This window comes from Paenibacillus aceti, assembly GCF_003614185.1.
Lineage (GTDB): Bacteria > Bacillota > Bacilli > Paenibacillales > Paenibacillaceae > Fontibacillus > Fontibacillus aceti.
Map to the genome: position 1 here is coordinate 4,639,231 of NZ_KZ987724.1, position 25,046 is coordinate 4,664,276.

At 49.3% G+C, this 25,046-nt stretch carries 20 protein-coding genes; 13 read left to right on the top strand and 7 right to left on the bottom strand.

The window, feature by feature from the left end; translation table 11 throughout:
- The first annotated feature begins 137 nt into the window (after positions 1-137).
- Positions 138-2,630: a helix-turn-helix transcriptional regulator gene (locus tag BFJ94_RS20870; protein ID WP_120464361.1), complete on the top strand. Its 2,493-nt coding sequence runs from the start codon at positions 138-140 to the stop codon at positions 2,628-2,630.
- Positions 2,631-2,734: 104 nt separating this feature from the next.
- Here the strand turns inward: BFJ94_RS20870 and BFJ94_RS20875 are convergent, their stop codons facing one another.
- Positions 2,735-3,667 carry an amidohydrolase family protein gene (locus tag BFJ94_RS20875; protein WP_120464362.1) on the bottom strand — a complete coding sequence of 311 codons (933 nt, stop codon included), beginning with the start codon at positions 3,665-3,667 and terminating at the stop codon, positions 2,735-2,737.
- 15 nt (positions 3,668-3,682) lie between these two features.
- A complete protein-coding gene (locus BFJ94_RS20880) occupies positions 3,683-4,858 on the bottom strand; it encodes an MFS transporter (protein ID WP_120464363.1) in 1,176 nt (391 codons plus the stop codon).
- A gap of 307 nt (positions 4,859-5,165) precedes the next feature.
- On the opposite strand from BFJ94_RS20880, the gene BFJ94_RS20885 reads away from it, so the two are divergent.
- The 7 genes from BFJ94_RS20885 to BFJ94_RS20915 all read left to right on the top strand — a co-directional run bounded on the left by BFJ94_RS20885 (position 5,166) and on the right by BFJ94_RS20915 (position 11,885).
- Positions 5,166-5,813, top strand: coding sequence for a PspA/IM30 family protein (locus tag BFJ94_RS20885; protein ID WP_120464364.1), 648 nt, complete (start codon positions 5,166-5,168; stop codon positions 5,811-5,813).
- Positions 5,814-5,856: 43 nt separating this feature from the next.
- Entirely contained in the window at positions 5,857-6,888 is a 1,032-nt protein-coding gene (locus BFJ94_RS20890; protein ID WP_120464365.1) for a TFIIB-type zinc ribbon-containing protein, read from the top strand.
- Complete coding sequence (locus BFJ94_RS20895; RefSeq protein ID WP_120464366.1) at positions 6,885-7,688, top strand: TPM domain-containing protein; 804 nt, start codon at positions 6,885-6,887, stop codon at positions 7,686-7,688. The genes BFJ94_RS20890 and BFJ94_RS20895 overlap by 4 nt, the downstream gene beginning before the upstream one ends.
- Positions 7,689-7,804: 116 nt before the next feature.
- The gene (locus BFJ94_RS20900; protein ID WP_120464367.1) at positions 7,805-8,803 is read left to right on the top strand and encodes an SPFH domain-containing protein; all 999 of its coding nucleotides are present in this window, start codon (positions 7,805-7,807) and stop codon (positions 8,801-8,803) included.
- Positions 8,804-9,519: 716 nt separating this feature from the next.
- Complete coding sequence (locus tag BFJ94_RS20905) at positions 9,520-10,473, top strand: alpha/beta hydrolase (protein ID WP_120464368.1); 954 nt, start codon at positions 9,520-9,522, stop codon at positions 10,471-10,473.
- Between the two features lie 100 nt (positions 10,474-10,573).
- A complete protein-coding gene (locus BFJ94_RS20910) occupies positions 10,574-11,038 on the top strand; it encodes a MarR family winged helix-turn-helix transcriptional regulator (RefSeq protein ID WP_188831491.1) in 465 nt (154 codons plus the stop codon).
- Positions 11,039-11,045: 7 nt separating this feature from the next.
- Entirely contained in the window at positions 11,046-11,885 is an 840-nt protein-coding gene (locus tag BFJ94_RS20915) for a DUF6544 family protein (protein WP_120464369.1), read from the top strand.
- A 126-nt stretch (positions 11,886-12,011) separates the two neighbouring features.
- Here BFJ94_RS20915 and fucO read toward each other — a convergent pair whose 3' ends face one another.
- From fucO to BFJ94_RS20940, 5 genes are all read right to left on the bottom strand, one after another.
- Positions 12,012-13,163, bottom strand: a complete 1,152-nt coding sequence (gene fucO / locus BFJ94_RS20920; RefSeq protein ID WP_120464370.1) for a lactaldehyde reductase — start codon at positions 13,161-13,163, stop codon at positions 12,012-12,014.
- A gap of 386 nt (positions 13,164-13,549) precedes the next feature.
- A complete protein-coding gene (rhaM, locus tag BFJ94_RS20925) occupies positions 13,550-13,864 on the bottom strand; it encodes an L-rhamnose mutarotase (RefSeq protein ID WP_120464371.1) in 315 nt (104 codons plus the stop codon).
- Between the two features lie 104 nt (positions 13,865-13,968).
- Entirely contained in the window at positions 13,969-15,228 is a 1,260-nt protein-coding gene (gene rhaA, locus BFJ94_RS20930) for an L-rhamnose isomerase (RefSeq protein WP_229717140.1), read from the bottom strand.
- Positions 15,225-16,691 (bottom strand): rhamnulokinase, encoded by a 1,467-nt coding sequence (rhaB, locus tag BFJ94_RS20935; protein ID WP_120464373.1) that lies wholly within the window; start codon positions 16,689-16,691, stop codon positions 15,225-15,227. The genes rhaA and rhaB overlap by 4 nt, the downstream gene beginning before the upstream one ends.
- 69 nt (positions 16,692-16,760) lie before the next feature.
- A complete protein-coding gene (locus BFJ94_RS20940; protein ID WP_120465342.1) occupies positions 16,761-18,020 on the bottom strand; it encodes an MFS transporter in 1,260 nt (419 codons plus the stop codon).
- A gap of 124 nt (positions 18,021-18,144) precedes the next feature.
- Here BFJ94_RS20940 and BFJ94_RS20945 point away from each other — a divergent pair, with 124 nt between their 5' ends.
- From BFJ94_RS20945 to BFJ94_RS20965, 5 genes are all read left to right on the top strand, one after another.
- Positions 18,145-19,128, top strand: a complete 984-nt coding sequence (locus tag BFJ94_RS20945; protein ID WP_120465343.1) for an AraC family transcriptional regulator — start codon at positions 18,145-18,147, stop codon at positions 19,126-19,128.
- A gap of 246 nt (positions 19,129-19,374) precedes the next feature.
- Positions 19,375-20,349, top strand: coding sequence for an ABC transporter permease (locus tag BFJ94_RS20950; protein WP_438803707.1), 975 nt, complete (start codon positions 19,375-19,377; stop codon positions 20,347-20,349).
- Between the two features lie 12 nt (positions 20,350-20,361).
- Complete coding sequence (locus BFJ94_RS20955; protein WP_120464374.1) at positions 20,362-21,261, top strand: carbohydrate ABC transporter permease; 900 nt, start codon at positions 20,362-20,364, stop codon at positions 21,259-21,261.
- Positions 21,262-21,292: 31 nt separating this feature from the next.
- Positions 21,293-22,945, top strand: coding sequence for an extracellular solute-binding protein (locus tag BFJ94_RS20960; RefSeq protein WP_120464375.1), 1,653 nt, complete (start codon positions 21,293-21,295; stop codon positions 22,943-22,945).
- A gap of 34 nt (positions 22,946-22,979) precedes the next feature.
- Entirely contained in the window at positions 22,980-24,767 is a 1,788-nt protein-coding gene (locus BFJ94_RS20965) for a hypothetical protein (protein ID WP_120464376.1), read from the top strand.
- Positions 24,768-25,046 lie beyond the last annotated feature (279 nt).

Below are 25,046 nucleotides of genomic sequence, written 5' to 3' on the forward strand. Positions count from 1 at the left end.
CGGTGGTCTAGTTTTTTTATTTAAAACCGTTCCGGGGGTGCTTTTTGTTATGGCAAAGAGAAGCGATGAAGCGCTAAAATTATAAACATAATCGCGTGAATCACTGAGGACTCCAAATCATGAGAGGTGCTTGCTGAATGAAGAGAACCGGAGTACAGATTATTGAGAGAACGTCGATCGACAAGGAAATGAGCAACCTGTTTCTGTACCCCCTAACCGTCGTACATTCGCCAATGGGATACGGGAAGACGACCGAGGTACGGCGATTCTTGCAAGCCCATGAGGTGAGAACGCTATGGATTACGTTAATCGAATCTGGATCGGAGGAGGTCTATTTCTGGCAGCGTCTGTGTAGTCAGGTCATGAAATACGATGAGCTGTTGGGACGGCAGCTTGAGGATCTCGGCTTTCCCCAGGAAATCCTGGCGTTCGCCAAGATCATAGATATCGCCATGAATCATGAATTCGTGTCGCCTGTCGTGATCGTCATCGATGATTATCATTTGGTAGAGAATAAGGATCTCTATCACCTGATTCGTTTAATCGCCCAAGAATGGATTCCCAATTTGCATATCGTTGTGATTACGAGAGAGCTTGGACATTTCGATCTGTCCTTGTTCTATGAGAAGCGTGTGGCTTATCTTATCGATAAGGCCGTTCTAAGCTTCAATAGGCAGGAGATTCAACAATTTTTCCGTGAGATGGGCTACGAGCTGCGTGAAGATGAGATCGATGCGATTAATGAGTTAAGCGGAGGATGGATATCGATGATCTATCTAATCCTACAGAGCCTGAAGCATGGGGGGACGATCTCACGAAATAGTAGCATCGACGAGCTGATTCAATGGAATCTATATAATGAGTTGGATGAGCCGGTGAAGCGGGTGCTGCTACAGCTGTCCTGCCTGGATCATTTTACGTATGCGATGGTTCTGCATGTATTGGATGAGCCGAATTTGCCGTCTATTTGGAAAGAGCTATTAAGTGAAAATGTGTTTATCACGTTTAATGACTTCACAAGTAATAGCTACCGAATTCAGAACCTTCTGCGAGATTTCCTAGGGGAGCAGGCCCGATTAGCGGGATTGGATCTTCATGATATTCGCGTACGTGCGGGAGAATGGCATATGGTAGGTAAGGATGCGGTAAGCGCCTTCCCGTATTTCTATCAGGCAGGTGAGATTGAACGAATCTTAGAGGCATTGAATCAAGAAAATATGCCCTATCTCTACTTCACCCAATTCCGCCTGATTATCGATCTATTTCATCGGCTGGAGGACGAGCATTGGCGTAAATATCCGCTGGCTTACCTTCAATATCTTCGATTCTATGCGTTAAGCGGTGAGGCGGCTGCCCGCAAGCATTGTGCCGAGCAATTACGCAGGATGGAGAGCTACTTCAAAGAGCGCCATACACATGCAAATGCAGATGCAGATTCGGAGTATGCCAGTCGGATTCTCGGAGAAATCAACATGATCTGGGTCTTTGTTGTTTTTAATGATATCGAGAAGGTAGTGTATCATAATCTCAAGGCTCATGAGTATTTTGAGGGCGGTTGTTCTCAGATTGTAACGAAAAGACGGGAATTTACAATGGGTTCCCCGCATTTACTTTATGCGTATTATCGAGAGCAAGGGAAACTGCGGGAAACCGCGGAGTATATCAAGGATCATTTTCAAGTGTTGTATGCAAATGCAGATGGATGTGGTACAGGAAGTGATGTTGTCGCCATGACCGAGTATGCGTTGGAGACCGGCGACTTCGAGCATGTAGAGCTATATGCCTATCGTGCCTTTTATATTGCCCAATCCGAGCATCAGCTTAATGTGACAATCTGTGCGAAGTTTGCCTTTGCCCGCTATTTGATTTACTCCAGGCGTATTGAGGAATGTCAGAGATTATGTGAGACGCTGGAGAATGAAGTATTACGAGAGAATAATCCGATCCTGAATACTACCTTTGAGCTGTGCAAGGCTTACATTGATGTCTGTCTGCAGCGGGATGACTCCATTCCTCATTGGATTAATGAAGGGAATATGGCCTTGGCTACCTTTCCATATCAAGGATTAGCTTTCCACTATATCGTTTTCGGCAAGATCATGCTGCTGCGCGGGGAATATCTCAAGCTCGATGCCTTATGCGAGGCCTTTGCCAGACATTTCTCTCAGTATCAGAATCAATTAGGCTTTATTCATAATTACATCCATCAGGCGATCGCCAGAGACCATTTACAAGGTCGTAGGGCATCTAAAGAGATTCTATACAAGGCGTTAGTCATCGGTGAGGCCGATCATATTATGATGCCCTTTGTAGAGAATGCCGCTCATCTGCTGCCTTTATTACGGGATATTCTTAAGGATGGCATTATAAACAAAGCTTACTTGAATCGCATGATTACCCATGGGGAAGCGTACTGCCATAATCTAAGCGATGCTCAAATCACGCTATCCAAACGTGAAATTGAAGTTCTGCAGCTGCTGTCTGAGGGCAATAAGTATATTGAAATCAGCCAGAAGCTATATATCTCAGTAGCGACGGTACGTTATCATGTCAAGAATATCTATACCAAGCTCGGGTCGAACAATAGAGTAATGGCCATCGAGAAGGCGAAGCAACTGAACATGATTTGACGCAGGGCCTAGAGCTGACAAGAAGCGAATACCCCAGAGGAAATAGGGCCTGTGGCTGGCTCATCTCATCTGAGGTACCCGTCATTTCTATGAGGAAGGATATTTTAGATCATTTTAATCAGCTTGGCTGTGTTGGAGTACATGACTTTCTCAGACAGAGAGGTCCCTTTACCAAAAGCCTCAAAGGCTACGTTGACAGAGCTGGAGGTCTTGCCAAAAGGTCTGTCTACACCGAACAGCACTCTATCTTCACCGAATAATCTAACCATTTCTCTCATCTCAGCCGCATTTCTGAAGGTCGTATCGACCCATAGATTCTCTTGTCCTGCGTAGGCATTCGCCAAGATTTCCATCTCACCACCCGCAAGTCCGCCGCAGTGTGCAGCGATGAATTTGACATGGGGCATTTTTTTAGCTAGATAAATGAAGTCAAGCACATCACCGTTTTGCGGATTCTGAGTTTGGAATAATTCATCATCCTCCGGATAGTAGGAGTTGACCCCAGTATGAATGATAACTGGTAGATCAGTGAATGACCATGCATTTAATACGTCTTCTACAACTGGATTCCTCAGATTAATATTTTGCAGGATGGGGTGGATTTTCAATCCTTTGGCACCATGCTTATAGTCTTCGATAATTTGCCTCTTCTGTCCTTCAGGATCATGGCAGGACCAATCTACACCGGTGAATGGAATAATTCTCGGTTCGATCAAGGAAGCGGCCCAATAATCAGCGAAGTTGATGTAAGGGGGGACCGGCAGCAGGCATACATAGTCAACCTGTGCTTCTGCCATATCCTCTTGGAATTTCTCCAAGGTATTTGCATAGCTGACCTCTTTAGTCATATCGATGACATTCTGTACTTGCTCAGGCTTGCTTGGGTCAAGGAAGGGGCCTTCAAATCCCAGATCGGAATAGGAGTCAAAAGGGTTGTGCTTGTCAGGGGAAACCTTAACCCCTTTCTTGTAGATTACATTTCTTTCATAAGCGAAGATATCACCTAAGTGGGAATGAACGTCGATAATTTTATGCATGATCGTATCCTCCTCTTATTCTCCAAAATTCATTCTTACCCGATGCATGAAGAAGGCACCGATAATAGCAACGACTGCAAATAGAATTCCGGCAGAGCTCCAGCCATAGCTCTCAACCATCCAGCCGGAAATAGGAGCGCTCAATAGCGTACCCAGATTTAACCCGATATTTAATATGCCAAGCGCTACTCCTGTGTAAATAGGCGATTTTGCGGTTTGTGGTCCGATAGTCCAGGCGATACAAGGAATCAAGGCGTCGAAGATTGGAAAAATAAAAACCATTGCTATAATGAGTGGTATGGAGCCGATATAGAATGAGAGCAGACCGAGAGCACCATATGCAATGAACCCGACGGCCCCTAGCAACTTCCGGTTTTTTACTTTGTTTAATAGGAAGCCGATGATAACCGCATACAGGATTTCAACAAAGTACAGAAGACTGATCCACATCTGGGTCGTATCGATCGACCAGCCGGAGGTCTCGGACCAATAAGGGGAGATCCAGCTGACAAAAGTAAAGGAACAGAATGTGAAGCAAGCTGCCGATATAGCCAGCATCCAGGAGGAACTGGACTTGATGCCTTCTTTGATCTTGACGTCGTCTTCTTCAGAGCCTGCATGATTATGCTCCTTGGAGGGACTCTCCACGAACAATAGGAATAGTACGGCGGCGATGAAGCAGGCGGCTAATCCGACGCCCCACATCCCTCTCCAGCCGAATTGATTCGTAATCGGAGAGCTGATCAAGAACAGTACCGTTTGGGAGACCATCATCCAAGCGCCCCAAATCCCCATGGGGAAGCCACGTTTCTCAACCGGGAACCACATTGAGATTAAGGCCGGCGCCAATACAGCGATAATTCCGACACCGAAGCCTTCAATAATTCTACTGATGATCAGGACTGTAATGTTATCTGTAAGAATCCCGAGTAAGGAGCCGGCGATCGCAAAGATCAGCGAGATGATGCCGGACTTTTTAGGCCCCAGCTTTTTAAGGATAATAGCAGCAGGCAGGGCAATGATCATACCCATAACGCAGAAGATGGTACTTAGTAGCCCCGCTGTATTCATGCTGATGCTGAATGCGTCCATTAAGAGCGTAATCACTGGCGAGACTTTGTTCTGGACAAGCGCTAATGCTATCCCTCCAAAAATAGTAGTTAGAGAGACTACCCATGCTTTTTTATTCATAGTTAGCTATATCCTTTCATGGGATTAGTAAATGGTGGATTATAGAATTGTGAAGTAAACAGTGTGCACCCTATCTACTTTCTAACTAAATTATAGGTAGAACCTGCGACAAAAAATACTAGCCACAAAGATAGTATTTCAGGACTTTGGTAGCGGTTTCACCTATCTATATAGATAGGTCAGGAAGCTAGGTATCTCTCACCAATTGTGCATACTATCTTCTTGCCAATATAATCTAATGAAACCTTTTGCCCAGAACCAATGTATTATAAAGAAAGGTGAATTCTTACGAAGGGAGCGGTGAACGATGGGAATTCTGTCGAGGATGCAGAGTATTACGAGGGCCAATGTGAACTCAAGGTTAGACCGGGTGGATCATCCTGAGAAGGCGATTGACGAGTATATGCGGGGCTTGAACAGGGATTTGGGTCAGGTCAAGGCGGAGACCGCTTCACTACTGGCGGAGGAGCGAAGAGCTCAGAATGCCTGGAACGAGTGCCGGTCTGAAATAAACAAGCTGCAACGATATGCAGAGAAATCGGTAGAGACAGGCAATGAAGAGGATGCTCTAAGATTCCTGGAGCAGAAGGCGAAGCTTAACGAGCGGCTCAGTGATCTTCTCACGGCCAGTGATCTGGTCTCTACGAAGCTTGCTAGCATGAAGCGGCTGCAGGATAAGCTCATAGCGGATCTGGGTGAGCTGGAGAACCGGCGGATCGAGCTGAAGGAGAAGGCTTCATCCTTCCAGGAGACGGAGGAGCAGGTAACCCAGGCACTCTATGAAGCGGAGGCGCTGGCTGAGCTTCGGGCAGAAGGACGGGGGGAAGGCGTAGATACGGGGATGTTACAGTTGGAGCAGGACCAGTTCAGTCAGACTAGCCCGGCAGGGTCTGTGAAGCAGGAGAGTCTTGAGGATGAGCTAGCCGCTATCAAAGCAAAGCTGAATAAGGAGTAAATAGGTGGGTCTTCGTTATTTCTGATGTAATTGAGGTGAGCGGATGAACGTTATAGATTATAAATGTCCGAGTTGTGGTAGTGGCATGGTCTTCGATTCGGATACAGGAACATTAACATGCCGCAGTTGCGGGAGACAGGATAATATTGAGCAGACCTCGGACCCTCTTGGCCAGCGGACAGCTTCGGCGAATGAGGTCCATGAGTATCACTGCACAAGCTGCGGAGCGGTCATTGTGGCGGAAGCGGAGACAGCGGCTACGACGTGCAGCTTCTGCGGATCGGCGGTTGTGCTTGGGGATCGCCTGAGCGGGAAGCTGGCTCCCGGGCTGGTTATTCCTTTCTCGATCAGTAAGGAGAAGGCGACACAGGCCTTCAAGAAATGGTGCAGGAATGGTCTGCTGACCCCGAACAAGTTCATGGAAGCGAATCGGATCAAGGGTGTTACAGGCGTATATGTTCCGTTCTGGTTGTATGAATTACATAATAAAGTCGATGTACAGGGTCATGCCACGAAGGTGCGGACCTATACCCGAGGGGATTACCGCTACACAGAGACAGACCATTACGATATTTATCGGCGGCTGCAGCTGGATTATGTGGGGGTACCCGTCGACGCATCGGAGCGGTTGAATGATCAGCTGATGGATCGGCTGGAGCCTTTCCCCTATAACCAGTTGAAGAGCTTCAAGACCCCTTATTTGGCGGGGTACGTGGCGGAGAAGTACAGTTACACGGATGAGGAGCTGCTGCCGCGGGCCAAGAATAAGATCAGGGATTACATTGAGGAGTCGATCTCCGCATCGGTGAAGGGATATACCTCCACCCATCTGACGAATAAGCAAATTGATACCCGAGTGAAGAACACAGACTATTGCCTGATTCCGGTCTGGTTATTCCAATATAACTTCAATAGGAAAATTTACACCTTTGCGATGAATGGTCCGACATGCAAGGTGGTCGGGAAGCCCCCGCTTAGCAAGGTGAAGATATCAGCATGGTTTGCCGGTGTTTTCGGCGTCACACTCCTGGCCCTGGAATTAATCTCCTGGTCGATGGGAGGCGGCTTCCTGTGAGAAGACAAGGTGCATTACTAGGTCTTGGAGTGATCCTATTCTTCCTGCTAGGTCATCTGCTTCTTCCAATTTCCTTCGCTTCAGCAGACGCGGGAGAGAAGAAGCTGATCTTTGATAAGGCGAAGCTGCTTACGGAGGAAGAATATGCTGAGCTGAATACGATGGCCAATGAATACGCAGCCAAGCGAGACACGGACTTCATCATCTTAACTACGAATAATGATCTGAATTTAGATGTCGTCTTGATCACGGAGAAGTTCTACGATACTCAGGCACCAGGATACGATAAGCCTCATGGCAATACGGCGATTTTGACATTGGATATGAAGAATCGTGAGGTGTATCTGGCCGGGTTCTACAAGGCGGAGAAGTATCTGGACGATGAGCGGCTGGATCGGATTCGCAGCAAAATTACAGCAGAGTTCTCGGAGGGGAATTACAGGCTCGGATTTGAGAAATTCATTAAAACCTCCTATAAATATATGGGCTTCGAGCCCGGGGTGGACCCGGACAATATCCTGTTTAATGTCGGTTTTCAAGTCATCGCTGCTTTGGTGATGGGGGGCTTGGTCGTCGGTATTATGGCGGCCCGCACTGGCGGGCGAGTCACCGTGAACCGGCATACCTATGAGAATGCCCGAACCTCAGGTGTGGTGGATAGGGAGGACCGATTCATCCGCACTTCAGTCACGAAGCAGAAGATCGAGAAGAGCTCCAGCAGCTCTGGTGGTGGAGGCGGTGGTGGCGGAGGAACCACCAGCGGCGGTCACTCGCATAGCGGTAGCAGAGGAAGCTTCTAGCTTATTCCACCCGGTGACCTTTATCCGGATCATCATAATTTTTAGTATCATAGATACACAGATTGCAAGAGTGCCATGGGTGCGATGTTCAACATACTTCTAGGAGGGAATTATATATGGGATTTTTCAGGAATCAATTGTCCAACGTTGTAGAATGGGAAGAGTTCAGAGATGATATGATCTTCTGGAAGTGGAGCAACCGGGAGATCAAGAAGGGCAGTAAACTGATTATTCGTTCCGGCCAGGACGCTATATTCTTGAACAATGGCAAAATAGAAGGGATCTTCCAAGAGGACGGCGAGTATAACATTGAGTCCGAGATCATTCCTTTTCTATCCACGCTAAAAGGCTTCAAATTCGGCTTCAACAGCGGGATGAGGGTCGAAGTTCTATTCGTCAATACGAAGGAATTCATCGTCAAATGGGGGACGCAGAATCCGATTCTGATCCCGACTCCGCAGCTTCCAGGCGGGATGCCGATTCGGGCGAACGGCACCTTCAACTTCAAGGTCAGTGACTATGTGACGCTGATCGATCGGATTGCCGGGATCAAGGAGAGCTATCTGATTGAGGATGTCAAAATCCGTATCACCTCCGTGCTGGATCAGCTATTAATGAAGTGGATCACCCGGGAGGGCAAGGACATATTCAATCTGCAAGCGAATGCGTTTGATATTTCCAAGGGGATTCGCGAGGATCTGGATATGGAGATTCTGTCCAGCGGTATGACGATCATCGGCTTCCAGATCATGAGCTTCAATTATCCGCAGGAAATTCAGGACATGATCACCAAGACAGCATCCCATGGCATGATCGGCGATCTGCAGAAATACCAGCAGGTCAGCATTACAGACGCCATGGCTTCAGGGAAGCTGCAGGGCAGCGGAACTGCATCGGATATGGCCGGGATGATGATGGGCATGAATCTGGCCAATGAGATGATGAAGAATATGAATCAAGGTCAGAGTTCGCAGTCGGGAGCTGGAGGTGGGCAAGCACAATCTGCCAATTCTTCCTCCGCTCAAGGGGGCACCAAGCCTAACTTCTGCCCGAACTGCGGCGCGAAGAATGAAGGAGCCAATTTCTGCCCGAATTGCGGCCAGAAGCTGGGCTAAGCTGGGCTGATAAGGGCAATCCCTCTCCGGACTCACCGCAGAGCATGCATAGCTGAACAAGCTTGCAGCCCTGCGGTTTTTATATGGATCGTGGCAGCTCAGTAAATGCAGATTATACATCTATGTTTGGAGATATCCGGGAGGTTCCTCTCTTAGTTGCATTTTGTACAGTTAAAATCCCCCTTTCCTCATGAACCCAGGAAAACCGTTATTTTAACTGTACTTATTGCCATTAAAGTGATGTTAGAGCCAACTTGCGAGATTTTAGCTGTATTTTATACAATTAGAAACTTCGGCGAGTGGAGTAACTTGTCGGGACAATCCGATGTGGCAAGCGGCTGAGTAATTCGGAGCTACTTCATGGCGGATCCACAGGCTAGGGTGCTCCAAACGGGGCTAGGGTTAGATAAGGCTTAGGTACTGCATGCAGAGTATAAGTGCGAATATACAACTATTTTGGCCCATTAGGCTCTCTATAGACGAAATAACTGCTGTTCTGCAATTATTCGGACGGATTCCCCCAAGATCAGGGCTGAAGTGGGAGAATAGTTGTATTTACGCAACTATTTTCTGATTCCCAACCCGATTCCCTGGGATAAGTGTATTTCTGCAACTATTAGCTACGCGCGTACAATTTCTCGCTCGCCCTTCATCCTGATGCAAGGCAGAAATGAAGTTAAGTGATGTGTATACTAAATTAATTCTCTGGAGGTCGAATGGGACAGATTCTGAAGAAGATCAGATGGGCGTTCATAGCTATTATAAGTATTTTACTGTTAGTTATTGTCGTTAGCTTCATTAACCACCGGATTCAATTGAAGAGAGAGGCGGAGCTGCTGACGCCGCCAGGCATGATGGTCACTGTGAACCACCACCAGATGCATGTATATGCCGAGGGGAGCGGGCCAAGGACGCTGGTGTTCATGTCGGGGGGTGGAACCTCCTCGCCGATGTTGGACTTCAAGGGCCTGTATTCCAAGCTGTCAGACCGTTATAGAATCGTCGTCGTTGAAAAGGCAGGCTACGGCTATAGTGAGACGGCAGCGGTCGGCCGGGATATCGATACGATTCTGGAGGAGACGAGAAGTGCGCTGAGCTCAGCAGGTGAGCAAGGGCCATATATTCTATTCCCACATTCCATGTCCGGGATCGAGGCCCTATATTGGGCGCAGAAATACCCGGAGGAGGTCACCTCCATTATCGGGCTAGATCCTGCGATCCCGCAGGCTTATGAGGAATATCCTCTCCCATCCCCATTTATGATGGGGCTGACCGGCTTCGGTGCCAGAGTGGGCATAACCCGTTTCTTCCCGGGAATTGTGGATTCCTCGCCAGCGATCCAGGAGAAGCTTCTTTCCGCGCAGGAGGCAAAGGTGTATCGGGCGATCTTCTACCAGAAGACGCAAACCTCCAATATGAAGGAAGAAGTAAGGACGATTGTAGCGAATGCCAAGAAGGTAGCGGAGGGCGGGATTCCTGAAGTGCCGCTGTACTTCTTCATATCAGATGGAGCAGACCTGCCGCTCGCCGATTGGAAGCAGCTACTAATGAACTATTCGGAAGCGGCTGCCCACGGGAAGTATAGGACTCTCGATTGCGGCCATTACATTCACGATTATGAGCCTGAGATCATTGCAGAAGAGAGCATCAAATACATAGAGGGTCTTTAGCGCCGCCACCGGATAGTTCCAAAATTATTTGACAAAATGTAACTGGTTACGTATTATATATGTAACTAGTTACCTTTTTTATAGATTGGAGGGATGTATTTTGATCAATATAGAGAAGCAGGCATTTATCTTTGGCGGTATTCTCACCCTGGCTAATCGGCTGCAGGTGCTGGGTGATAAGCTGGATGATCATATTACGCTGAAGCAATGGCTCTTCATCGCTGTGATTTCGAAGCTGGAGCAGCCAGCCCCAACGATAACCGAAGTGGCCGAGGCGATCGGGAACTCCCGGCAGAGCGTGAAGAAGATGGCGGCCTTACTTGAGCGGCAAGGTTTCGTATCGCTGGTACAGGACGAACAGGATGCGAGAGCCGTAAGAATTCACCTTACTCCGAAATGCACGGCCTATTTCCGAGATAGAAGTGGTAAGGAGCATGAGTTCATGGTCAGCCTATTCGATGGCTTTGACGGGGAACTGACGAACGGATTATACGAAGGAATGCTGAAGCTGGCTGATAATGTGAGTAGAATGGAGAGGGTGCTTGATGAGAAGGAGAGGGGGTAGGAGGCTCATGTGGACGATTATTGCGATCCTTGCCGTTATCATCGTAGGAATTCTTATCTTTTTGAACATCCCTTATTCCACGACTAAAGCGGGATTTGAACGGACCGTCACCGAACAACTCAGAAATTCCGAAGCAACGAGCAATCCCTTCACGCTGGAGGATATTGAGAAATTACCTGAGCCGCTCCAAAAATACTTCACATACAGCGGATATATCGGCACTCCGAAAATGTCCCACATGAAGATAGCGTTCAAGCAAGTGGATTTCATGATGTCGCCGGATAAGCCGGCTATCAAAATCGATTACACGCAGTACAATTTCGTTCGTGAGCCCGTAAGGTTCGCCTATATCGATACATCGATGTATGGCATTCCATTCGAAGGGCTTGACTCTTATATAGATGGGCATGGAGGGATGAAGGGGGTTCTAGGCAAAGTCATCCCATTGTTCAACCAGACGGGGGAAGAGATGGATCAGGCGGCCCTCGTCACCTTCCTCTCAGAATCATTGGTTGTCCCTCATGCTGTCCTGCAAGACTACATCACCTGGGAGTCAGTTGATGCTACTCATGCCAAGGCGACAATTATTTATAAGGGAGTATCTGCTAGTGGGATATTTACTTTTAACGAGGTGGGGGAGCCTTTAAGCTTTACGACGGAGGACAGATCACTCATATCTACGGATGGCATGGTGCAGCAAGTAACCTGGTCAGCCTTCTTTAAAGACTACAAGACGATCGATGGCATTCGGCAGCCGACTCATTTGCAGGCCGTCTGGAACTTAGAGCAGGGCGATCTTGTTTATTTCGACAGCGATGACTTTACGATTGAGTATGGGATGAAATAGACAGTCCGAGCATTCCTGCCATAGCTGCAGCACAAAAAGGGACATTACGTCCCTTTTTGTCGTCAATGATCATCGTCCTCCCTGGAGATCGTCTGATTCCGAACGCTCTCCATCGGGTCCATCTTGCTACATCATCGCTCTATATAGTGCTAAAATATCATCCAAGTTGGTGTCGCGCGGGTTGCCTCCGGTGCAGACATCAGCGAGCGCATCCTTGGCAATGACCTCAAGATCCTTCTCTTTAACGCCAAGCTCGCTAATATTCTGCGGGATGCCTACTCGTTTGCCGAGATCACGTACGGCTTGAACGGCTTGGGTGCGGACTTCGTCAAGCGGGAGGCTCTCTGCATGGGGAATACCCATGACCGCAGCAATATGGCGGTATTTCTCACCTGTATAGTCTTTGTTGTAATCCATGACGATAGGCAGCAGCGAAGCACAGGCCACGCCATGGGGGACGTTATACCAAGCGCTCAAGGGGTGCGCCATGCCATGTACGAGTCCCAGACCGACATTGGAGAAGCCCATACCTGCCATATATTGCCCCAGCGCCATCCGTTCGCGGGCCTTAATATCGCCTTCGACCGAGGCCGGGAGCGCGCTGCTGATGATTTCGATCGCCTTGAGATGGAGGGTGTCTGTAAGCTCCCACGCCCCTTTAGTAATATAACCCTCGATGGCATGCGTCAGCGCGTCCATACCGGTTGCGGCACAGAGAGCTCTAGGCATCCCCATCATCATCTCGCTATCGACAAAGGCACAGACCGGGGTATCATGCGGATCGACGCAGACGAATTTGCGGTTGTTCTGCTCATCGGTAATCACATAGTTGATCGTCACTTCGGCCGCTGTCCCGGATGTTGTCGGAACCGCAAGAATCGGCAGGCTCGGGTTTCTCGTGCCTGGCTCGCCCTCGAGGCTAAGGATATCCGCATGCTCAGGATTGGTAGAGATGATGCCCATCGCTTTGGCTGTATCCATCGGAGAGCCGCCGCCGACGGCCAGAATATAATCCGCCTTCGACTCGGTAAGTACGGTTACGCCTTTCTTGACCACTTCCATGGTCGGATTAGGCATAATCCCGTCGAAGATGTCGTAAGCCAGATTATTCTGATCCAGAATATCCGTCACTTTTCGAACTACACCACAGTCCACCAGTCCTTTGTCGGTTACTACGAGTCCTTTTTGCAAACCGCGCTTCTTGACTTCATCCGCAATTTTAGCAATCGCGCCTTTTCCGAAATATGATGTCTCATTTAGAATCATTCTGTTGATCATAATGACTTCCACCTCTCATTCCTATTTGTTGAAGAAACTCTTGCCCTTGGATTCTCTAACGAAACTCCGTATCGTTATTCCGGTCCCAAACCACCTAAACGCCCTCTTTTTAGCTAAATAGCGATACCCTGTTTCATTAGAGACATTAACTTTGTCCAGATTCAGTAGCTTCTCGATAATCAAATGTTTGTTATTATTTTCACATGACAGGGTATAGGTACTTCTGAAGAGAGCGCCCCTCCCACATAACTGCGGGCTGCCAGCTCCTCATAGTGCACTAACGCTACCAAAGCTACCTAAGCCCTTCGTGCCTACTCTCCCTGCACAACTAACTTTGAAGAAAGGGAGCCGCATGCCTGCGGCCCCTACTAATGGCTGACGCCAGGTCATGCTAAGTAGAACACCTGCTTCAGATCCTTCGCCACAGGGCTATTGTCCGCGTTGGACTTCATAATCGGCGCCATATAGGCCCACCATTTCTTGCAGATTTCTGTCTCGGCGATTTTGTCGTAGGCAGCCTTGTTATCCACTTCCAGATAAGCGAACAGCGTATCGGTCTCCTGATCAAGGAAGATTGAGTAGTTGGAAGCCCCGTGTTCCTTCAAGGCCTGCTTCATTTCTGGCCATAGCTCTTGATGCCGTTTTTGGTATTCGAATTGATTGCCAGGATATAAATACATGATGCATGCGATTCTTTCCATGATGCAGCTCCTCTCGTTATGATTCCTATACAAGTTGAATCAACCGGAGGGTCCAAGTGTAAAAATGCAGTCCGCCCGGCAGTTCAACTCATATAGCTAATGCTCTAGCGTTTAAGAAGTACGCCCTCTTCATAAGCCTTGGCTTCCTTGAACCAGTCGAGGCCCACAGGAACACCATTCATCTCACAGAAATAGTTCCATACATCACTGTAAGGAAAATCCTTCAGCTCTTCGGTCATGACCATGCGTGCCGTGAAATCATTCGCCAGCTCCAGCTTCTTCAACTCAGCCGTCGGTTCCAGCAAGGCCTTCAGCAGAGCCTTCTGTGTGTTGCGCGTGCCGACAACCCAGGCGGCTACACGGTTGATCGTGGCATCGAAGTAGTCTAGTCCGATATTGGTCACGTCGAGCAGGTCATTACGGACTAACTCGCGGCCGATCTCCACCAGCTCATCATCCATCAATACGACATGGTCGCTATCCCAGCGAACCGGACGGCTGACATGCAGCATGATCCCCTTGCTGAACAAGGCCAGTGAAGACAGCTTGTTGGATATAACCTCTGTTGGATGGAAGTGTCCAGCATCAAGACAAATTAGTTTATCGCGCGTAATGCCATAGCCCATGTAAAATTCATGCGATCCGACCGTGTATGCCTCCGCCCCGATACCGAACAGCTTGCTTTCGACCGATTCCTGCGTATAAGCTTCATCCAGCTTCTCAGCGAATATTTCATCGAGTGCTTCCATCAGACGCTTGCGTGGATTGAGTCGGTCAATCGGATTGTCCTTCATTCCGTCCGGAACCCAGAAGTTGTTGATGCTGGTCTGACCCAGCTCCTTACCGAAATATTCAGCGATTTTACGGGTGCGTTTACCATGCTCGACCCAGAAGTCGCGAACATCCTTGTCCGGGGAAGCCAATGTGTAATTATCTTTAAACATCGGATGAGAGAAAAATGTCGGGTTGAAGTCCAGTCCCAGTCCTTGCTTCTTGGCCCATTCCACCCATGGTGCGAAATGCTTCGGCTCGATCTCGTTCAGGTCTACCTTCTCATTAGTATCCATATAGATCGCGTGCAGATTCACCTTATGCTTGCCAGGGATTAGGGAGAAGGCTTTCTCCAGATCGGCGCGCAGCTCTTCAGGAGTTCTGGCGGCACCCGGATAATTGCCAGTCGCCATAATCCCGCCGGTCAGCTCGCCGTCCGGGTTCATGAAGCCTTTTACATCATCCCCCTGCCAGCAATGTACCGAAATCTTAATATCCTTTAACTTATTCAGTGCCTGGTCCGTATCGACCCCGATCGCTGCATAACGTTCCTTCGCTGCTTGATAACGTGCTTCTACTTGACTCATGATCATAACCTCCCAAGTGATTGATTGTTGATGAATTCGTTGTAAGCCTCCAGCATATCGGTTGAGTTTACTTGCTGTGGCTCATATCTTTCGATGGCAAAAGAGTTCCGAATCCGTTCACGTGCTTCCTGCACGTTCGCCAGCTCACCACTAGCGATCATTTGCACACATAGATTACCGATCGCGGTTGCCTCGGAAGGGCCGGCATATACCGTAATCCCTGCCAGATTGGCGGTCAGCTGGTTGAGAATTTCCACATTACTGCCACCGCCAACGATATAGAGCGCCTCGATATCCCGCCCGGTAATCCGCTTCATTTGCTCCAACTCTTTGGCATAACGCAGCGCCAGGCTGCCATACACACTATTGGTCAGCTCGCCAATCGACTCTGGAACCTCCTGGCACGTCTCCCGACAATGATTTTGAATCTCGGTCATCATCTGGTCCGGATGATTGAATCTCGGATCATTGACGTCAATAATCTGTGTAAAGAACGGAAGCTGGCCGGCTTGATCCGCCATTTCCGCGAAGCTGAGCTTGTAATCCGAATTCCTGGCGATCTCCTGTACCATCCACAAGCCCATGATGTTTTTCAGAAAGCGATAGGTGCCGTATGCCCCCCATTCATTGGTGTAGTTCTCTGCAAAGGCCAGAGGCTCACAAACCGGTTCTTGCAGCTCCATCCCGATCAGCGACCAGGTGCCACTGCTCAGGAAGGCCCAGTTCTCACCTTGGGCGGGCGTTCCTACCACTGCAGAGGCCGTATCATGTGTCGCTACGGTGATGACGCGGCAAGCGGGAATATCGTATTTTTCATACCATTTCGACTGTATCTCGCCTAAGTAGGTCCCTGCCTCAGTCAGCTCGGCAAACTGACTCGGATTTATGTGCAAAAAGTCCAATAAGTCCTTATCAAAGCCCCGTTCGTGCAAATTCAGCAGTTGCGTAGTGGAGGCGTTGGTCGCCTCAGCGACCCTCTTCCCGGTCAGTACATAGCCGATATAATCTGGAATGAGCAAGATATGCTCGGCCTGTCTAAGGAGCTCGGGATCTTCCGCATACAGCTGATACAGCGTGTTCAGCTCCAGGAATTGAATCCCGGTCTTTTGGTAAATATCATGCTTTGAAATTTTAGCAGTCAGCTCGGCAATTTTGCCCTCCGTCCGGCTGTCCCGATAGCTGATCGGGTCACCTAGTTTCTCGCCATCCGGCCCTATAAGTACGTAATCCACCGCCCAGGTATCAATCCCGAGCGAGCATTCCGTGATGCCCTCTTGCTTTAATTTTTCGAGTCCGGTGAAGATTTCGCCGATCAGGGCATTGATATCCCATCGATCATGCCCGTCACGGAAGGTGAAGCTGTTCTTGAAGCGATGTACCTCGCGAAGCTTCAGCTTCCCCTCCTCCAGCTTGCCGAGCATAAGCCGTCCGCTGGATGCGCCGATATCGACCGCCACGTAATTTGTCATTCTAATCACTTCCCCTTGATGTTAAGCCCATGTTTTGGCCCGTTGGTGGCCAGCGTTAAGTGTCAAGCGTCACGCATCAAGATTGCCATAACGTTCCTTCGTAATATCATCCAAAGTCCGGCCGCGGGTACTCGGTGTCCAGGTCACACCGATCAACAGCGAAATGATAAGCAGGACGATCATGATCGTTCCCGCTACCGTGAATACGAGGTTGGCGAGAATAATCGGGAAGACGATCGACCAAATGCCGGCGCTGCCGCGAACAAGGAAGAACATAATTCCCTGGACGCCGCCGCGGTATTTTGTAGGGAAGAGCTCTGTTGACCATAGGGCGTAGAACGCTTGCGCGCCGATCCCTGCCGAGATCCCCCAGAGAATCACGAAGCTCCACAGACCTGCCCAGGACATGCCGACATAAGTGAGCACTACCCAAGACGCTGCGGCCATTGCTGCGCCGACGAAGAACAACCAGCGATGACTGACGCGGTCGCCGAATCGGGCAAAGCCGAAGTAGGTGGCCACTGACGTCAGAATCCAGAGCACAGCTTGAAGCAGGTTCGCCTCTGTATTGGTTAGCCCGCCCACCGTCTCATAGACGAAGGGCATGAAGAATCCCATCGCTCCGGCAACCAGATTCCAGAACATATATACGCCGACCAGGAATAAGATAGATTTAACATTGACTATATTAGAGAATACACTTTTAAAAGGATGCTCCGGCTTAGTCCCGCTCTGGTTAAGCTTGGCCTGCTCTGCTTCCCAGTCCTTCGATTCATCCAGCCGCCGCTGTAAGGACCAGGCGACAACCGCTACAATAAGTAAAGACAGGAATAGTAAGCGATTACCTAAAAGACCTAACGGAGATACGATAATCCCTAAGGTGAAGATAATAGCAGGCCCCAAAGACCAGGCAAATTGGGAAATGCCGATATTCCTGGCCCGGGTCTTCGGATCGGCCATTTCGGAAATATATGTCCATGAAGCCGGAACCCCGGCACCTACCGATAAACCGGTGATCAGGAACCCGATTAACAGCATCGGGAAGTTCATAGAGAACATAATGAGGACAACCCCGAGGATATAGACGAGCAAGTTATAAGTGTAGATGAATTTGCGTCCATACTTATCTGACAGATGCCCACCGATGAGCGCCCCGAAAGCTGAGCCGAATGCATTGGCGCTTACCGCCCCAAGCAAACCTACCGCAAAACTGCTAAGATCGAATTTCGCAGCCCATAGAGTCAAGCCGCTTGCCCCTGCAACGATACAACCCGAGTCCAAGTAGTTCGTGAGTGATACCGCAATGGTGCCTTTTTTACTCTGATTCATACTACCCACGAATAACCCTCCTTCACATTTTATTAAGCGCTTAATCACAATATATGACTTAATGGTTGCGTTTACAATGACGCAAAATTATAATAATAGTATCAAATATACAGGTTGTGATCAGATGGATGAGGGGATTAGAAAGCGGCTCTATCATGTAAACAGCATCGAAAAAAGGCAAAAAGAAACCGGCCAATTCATCATGGATTATCCGCAGAAATCGTTCTCAAACAAGAATGGAAATATGAACTTGCTGAACGAGTATTTTTTTAAGAACAAGGATATTTATATTAGCAGACATAATCGTTATGCCGATTACCCTCGTCATTCGCATCAATTTCTGGAGCTGAACTATATGCTGCACGGGCAGTGTCGGCAGATCATTGAAGGCAAAGAGGAGTTGTTGCAGGAGGGGGAGCTGTTGCTGCTGGATGATAGATCCAGTCACTCCATTAAAGCGCTGGGCGATGATGATATTCTCATCAATATTTTGTTCCGGGATCAGAATATCAATCTGGAATGGCTGGCAGGGATTAAGAAGAGAAATAGTCTGGTGTATGATTTTCTGCTGAGCTCGGCGGTGGAAGGCAATCCGATGAGGAAATATATTATTTTCAAGAGCGCCAATATCCCGCATATCCAACAGATCCTCGATCAGATCATTACGGAATATTATCGGGATGAGGAATTCTCGACCAAGATGATCGCCCTGTATCTGCCGATCCTCTTCACTGAGCTTGTGCGTAAATGCGATACTTATCTATCCGATGAAGCCAAGCGCATCTATTCTGAGACGAATAATGTTGCCCTTCAAACGCTGCAATTAATCGAGCGGGAATACCGCGATATTACATTAAGCTCGGCGGCGGAGAAATTAGGATATAACAAGAACTACTTGAGCAATGTGATTAAGCAGAAAACCGGCTCCACCTTCACAGAACTGGTGAATAAGCAGAAGATCCTAGCTGCCAACCTGCTGATTGAATCCACCCATTTGCCGATCCAGGACATCATCGAACAGGTCGGCTTTCAGAATAAAACTCATTTTTATGACTTATATAAAAAAGAATATCAGATGCTGCCGCTGCAAAAGCGTGCTAGTGTGTAGAAGCGGCTAGTTTGATACCGCAGAGCGCTTTCCTGGGACAGGAGATGCGTTCTTTTTTTATACTCTATAAAGACCAAAGTAAACGATCATCATTTAAGCTTGACGTTCATTATTTAATATTTTAAATTTTGATGGCATGAAATTAAATAATGGCGATTTACTTAACCAGCGGACGCCTCCTATGATTAGGGCATGTTGCAAGCTTAGCTTTGGAGCCTTATTCATCACAACAGGAGGGGGACCAATTTGAAGATAGTGCAGCAGCAGCGCGCTCCGGCAGGGGCGGAACTGACAACGACATTGACACCAAGGAAAAATTACAAATGGCTGATGGTAAAACGCAACAAGGCACTATACTTATTTATACTTCCGGCATTTTTATACTTTTTCATATTTGCTTACATTCCGATGTACGGCGTGCAGATTGCATTCAAGGACTTTATCGCTACGAAGGGGTTCGGAGGCAGTCCCTGGGCTGATCCGATACTGAAGCATTTTATCACTTTCTTCAGCTCCGTGCGGTTTGGCGAGATTCTGTGGAACACGGTCCGGATTTCCCTATATTATCTGCTCGTCAGCTTTCCAGCTCCGATTATATTGGCTCTGATGATTAACGAGGTCCGCAGCACCCGGTTCAAGCGGCTGGTTCAGAATATTACCTATATTCCATATTTCATTTCTACCGTTGTTCTGGTAGGCATGATCGACCTGTTCTTCTCCAACTCGGGGTTGATGAACCAACTCATCGGATTGTTCGGGCTGGAGCCGGTATTATTTTTGCAAAAAGAATCGTTATTCGATCATATGTATGTATGGTCTGGCGTGTGGCAGGCAACCGGGTACGGATCAGTTATCTATTTCGCAGCGCTGGCCGGGGTGTCCCCTGAACTGCACGAAGCAGCTACGATCGATGGGGCGACCCGTCTTCAACGGGTAATTCACATCAATATTCCGGCGATTATGCCGACGATCATTATTATGCTCATCATCAGTGTCGGCGGGATCATGAATGTCAGCTTCGAGAAAGTGCTGCTGATGCAGAAGGACATCAATATCGCCAGTTCGGAGGTCATATCCACCTATGTGTACAAGCTCGGGCTGCAGAAGGCACAGTACAGTCTGTCGTCTGCGGTAGGTCTGTTCAACAATCTCATTAATCTGGCGCTGCTCATAATGGTCAACAGGATTGCCCGTAAAGTCGGCGAGACGTCATTGTGGTAAGGGGGAGATCACATGCAGGTGAGAGAGACGAAATCTGACCAGCTGTTCAATCTGATGAATAGGATCATTCTGCTGGTTATCCTGCTGCTTACGCTATATCCATTATGGTTTATTGTAAGCGCTTCGATTAGTAACCCGGATCTGGTCAATTCCGGCAAAATGCTGCTGTGGCCCAAGGACATCTCCTTCATCGGCTATAAGAGCATTTTCAAGGATAACAGCATCTTGCGAGGATATTTCAACACGATTCTGTACACGACCGGCGGTACGGCGATCAATGTGGTCGTTACTGTGCTGGCGGGATATGCGCTGTCGCGCAAGGATTTCATAGGGAATAAATTCTTCACTATCATGTTCCTGATCACGATGTTCTTCTCCGGCGGGCTGATCCCTACGTTCATGACCGTGAAGAGCGTCGGGCTGTACAATTCACCCTGGGTGATGGTCATTCTGGGGGCCACCTCCATGACGAATATAATTATTACGAGGACATTCTTCCAGACGACGATTCCGTTGGAGGTTCAGGAAGCGGCGCAGATGGATGGCTGCTCTAACCTGCGTCTCTTCCTGCAGGTCGTGCTTCCGTTATCTACGGCGATAGTCGCGGTGATGGCCTTGTTCAGCGCGGTCGCTCATTGGAACGGCTACTTCACCGCCTTGATCTATATCCGGGATGAGCAGTGGCAGCCGCTACAGATTGTGCTGCGCGAGACCCTGCTCAAGAGCCAGTTCAACGCCAATCTATTGCAGCAAGGTGGAGATACGGCGGGACTGTTGAAGGAAGAGCTGCGCACGGCGGAGCAGATCAAGTATGCGCTTATTGTTGTTGCTTCTTTACCGGTGATGGCGATGTATCCCTTCGTGCAGAAGTATTTTGTCAAGGGGGTCACGCTTGGATCGGTGAAAGGCTGATAGATCAACATATCAAGAGGAGGAGCAAGGGATGAACAAAGGGGTAAAAGTAAGAAGTATGGCATGGCTGATGGCCGCGATTCTGGTACTGTCCTCACTCATGGGCTGCGCGACGGGAACGAATTCGACCGAGGGCAATTCCTCAGCCTCGAACAGCAAGGAGGAGACAGGGGCGGGTCCGGATTATCTGAACCCGGTCGGCGAGTATCCGATCACGAAAGAGAGAATTACGCTGACGGTCATGGGCATGAAGGACCCGGGCGGCACCGATTGGAGCGAGCTGGAGCTATTCAAGCGGTTGGCGGAGAAGACGAATATCGATTTGAAGTTTGAGCTGGCGGAAGAGGATACCTTCAAAGAGAAGAAAAATATCGCGTTAGTCGGTGGCGAATATCCCGATTTGATCTTAAGAGGCGCGGAGAAGATCGATGAAGAAACCTATGGTCCGCAAGGCATCTTCCTTGATCTGACCGATCTGATCGACCAGTATGCCCCGAATATTAAGGCGCTGCTTGATAAGGAGCCAGCGATTAAAGCTTCTGTCACCTCAATGGATGGCAAAATCTACGGCCTGCCTTACTATTTCAAGACAGCAACCACGCAAGGGCATCTGGGCTTTTTCGATTCTCAATGGATGAAGAATGTCGGGATCGAGACCCCTCCGACAACGACAGATGAGCTGTATGCGATGCTGAAGGCATTCAAGGAACAGGATGCTAACGGCAATGGTGATCCGAATGATGAGATTCCGTTCTCGGTTGTTGGATTGACGGCTTTTCAGAACCTGCTGCTCCCTGCATTTACCGGGATGACCGGCGGGATCGGCTTTGACATCAATGACGCTGGCGAGGTGGTCTACGTTCCGGCGATGCCGGAGTATAAAGAGGCTCTGGCTTATACCCATAAGTTGTATAAGGAGGGCTTGATCGACCGGGAATTCTCGACCCAGACGGCTCAGCAGTGGCAAGCGAAGATAAAGGGTGGATTAGTGGGCGTATATAACGCTTCCCCAACCTTGCTCGACCCTGAGACGACCAAGACTGAGCAGCTAAGCTTGGTTCCCCTTACTTCACCGACGAATGATAAGCGAGTCGTGAAGACGCCGGATAGCCTATACACCAGCCGCGCTGTCATCACCGATAAATGCAAATATCCGGAGGCCGCGATCCGGCTGCTCGATATGTTCTATGCGACGGAGGAGAAGGCGATAGATGGCTTCTCGGGCAATACAGTCTTCCTCGGCTATGAAGGCGAGCACTGGAAGTATACAGATGAGAGTAAGACTTATTATGAATGGATCGAGCCTACCACCGGATTTAGCGATATTAACAAGACGGTTTCCGTGAATATGGGGCTGCCTGGACTGCTGGATTTTGACGCTATCCCTGTCAATTATCCTTTGATGGAGAATAAGGTCAGGCAGGTGAGGGAGAATCAGGTGCCTTACTATCGAGATGCTTATCCCGTCAACGCTCGCTTCACGGCCAAGGAATCGGAGAGAGGAAATGTGATCGAGAACGATCTTCTCACTTACGTTAACTTGATGACGACGAAGTTCATCATCGGCGAGGAGAATCTGGATAACTTCAACAGCTATATTGAGACACTGGATAAAATGGGGCTGCCAGAGCTGCTCGAGATCAAGACAGCGGCACTACAGAGATGGAACGAAGCGATAAAATAAACCAGGTATCTAACAAGCGAACGGAGGGCTACAGGTGATCTATCATATCGATTCGATCGAGGCGTTAATGACCTTGCCGGTGGAGAGACTGCAGAATGGCGATACCGCCATTCTATCCCGCTTCCCCGGACAGACCGGGCTGGCCGGGGGTTCTGACGACGGCAGGCCAGGTGGTTCAAGCGGGGCGGGCGGGGTCGTCATCCGGCTGCAGTGGCAGCCGGAATGCACGCTCAGCCCTAACGGCGGCACGGTGATCGCGCCTGAGTCGGCGGGGAGCGTTGGCGGAGCTAAGCTTGAGGGAGCCGAGATTGGCGAGGTCGAGTTTGAGGGAGCCGGAGATTGCGGGGGCGAGCTTGAGGGAGTCGAAGTTGGTGAGGCCGAGTTTGAGGGAGCCAGAGATGGCGAGGGTGAGCTCGAGGGAACTGAAGGCGGCGTTGGTGGGGCTGTGGCTGGGTTGGCGGGGCCAGCTGATCGGCCCTCTGGTCAGGCGAGTGCAACCCTGCCTCCGGGCAGATGGCGGCTGCTTCATGGCGGCGTAGGTGACTTCCGTTATTTTGGTATCTTTGGTCCCGAGCGGCCCGCGGATCATGCGCTTGAGGTGATGGTCAATGATCCGGAGATCAAGCGGATTGAGGCCTATACCGATCTGCGCTTTACGAAGCGCCATAAGTTCCAGCGCAGCGGGCTGGAGTTGGACTTCCATCATTGCACGATAACTACGGATGGGATCGAGCCAGCCAAGCATAATGATCCCTTTGGTGCAGTGATGCATTTTTGCGGCAGAGTGACCGAGGTGAGGCAGCGGTTAGTATTAACCGAGCCGCTGCGGGAATTAGAGGATATCTTCGAGGTGGCCGACAGCAGTGCCTTTCAGGTATACGACTGGTGGGTCGTATCGGTAAATCCTTTGGCGGGCAAGGAAGAGAAGGAAATCGACAAGCTGCTGATGGTGACGGAGATTATCGATGCAACCCATGTACGGTTCAACTATAAGATAGGCTGGGAGCTGGCCACAGGACGCGTAGTCACTTATCAGAGAGTTGAGCCCGTTCGCCACGTCCATGTACGTAATATGGTGTTCTGGGGGAATGACGGCGGTGAGGAACGGGGAGTCCAACCATTAGCGCTCGAATATGCGGTGGAGTGCGATGTCTCCGGGCTCAAGGCCTATCACACCTATTGGCCGGTTATTATGCGCAGACATAATACACATTATGTGACGGAGCGCTGCACGCTTGTTAACCCCGTCGAAGTCGTCGTGGGCGGCACAGGTTACTTGACGCAGCAGATCCATTGCCTATACGGCAAGGTGCGGGACTGTACGACCAGCAATGCGCGTCATCTTAACGACTTCACAGGAAGCGCCTACAGCATGGTCGAGAATTGCCATGGCGATGGCGATTATCACGGTGCCTTCGTAACGCACGGCCAGTTCGAGCATGATCTGACCTATGTCGGCAACTCCGGTCTGATCTCCTTCGCCAACAGCGGGCCGACCTGGGGCGAGAGCGCCCGAAGAATTGCCGTAAAGCGGCACTCCGGCTGCTGGATGATCGCCCGCGCCAAGGTCTCCGACCTGACGCTGGAGGATGTGCATATCACGAAGACACAGAGCTATCCCCAATGCGGCACGATGCTAATAAACGCCGATGGAGTGCAGATCCGCGGCTGCACCGCCGACAAGCTGATCTTCACCCAGCGCAGTGCGCGTTCGCGCCGCCCCAATATCGTCCAGGACTGCCACTTCACAGACGGCATCGACATCACCCGCCAAGGCGCCCAGACAGTAACCGCCAAAATTAAAGTGCGAGACGAATTGTAGGCGCAACAACAGTAAATATTCGACAAAGTGTTCAACACTCGCGCTAAAGTACACACAACTTACAAAATTAATAAATACTTCACCAACTTATGCAGCACTCACCTACATTCGCTGTAAATAAGTGTTTTTATGCAGCTTCATTATGAACAATAGATGGGAAATAACTGCGTTTCTACACTTATTTTGCGTGATTGGCCTCATTATGGCGATAAAATAGAAATATAGTTGAATATACGCGGCTATTCGTAGATTCCAACTTAATTTCTGGAGAATAGATGT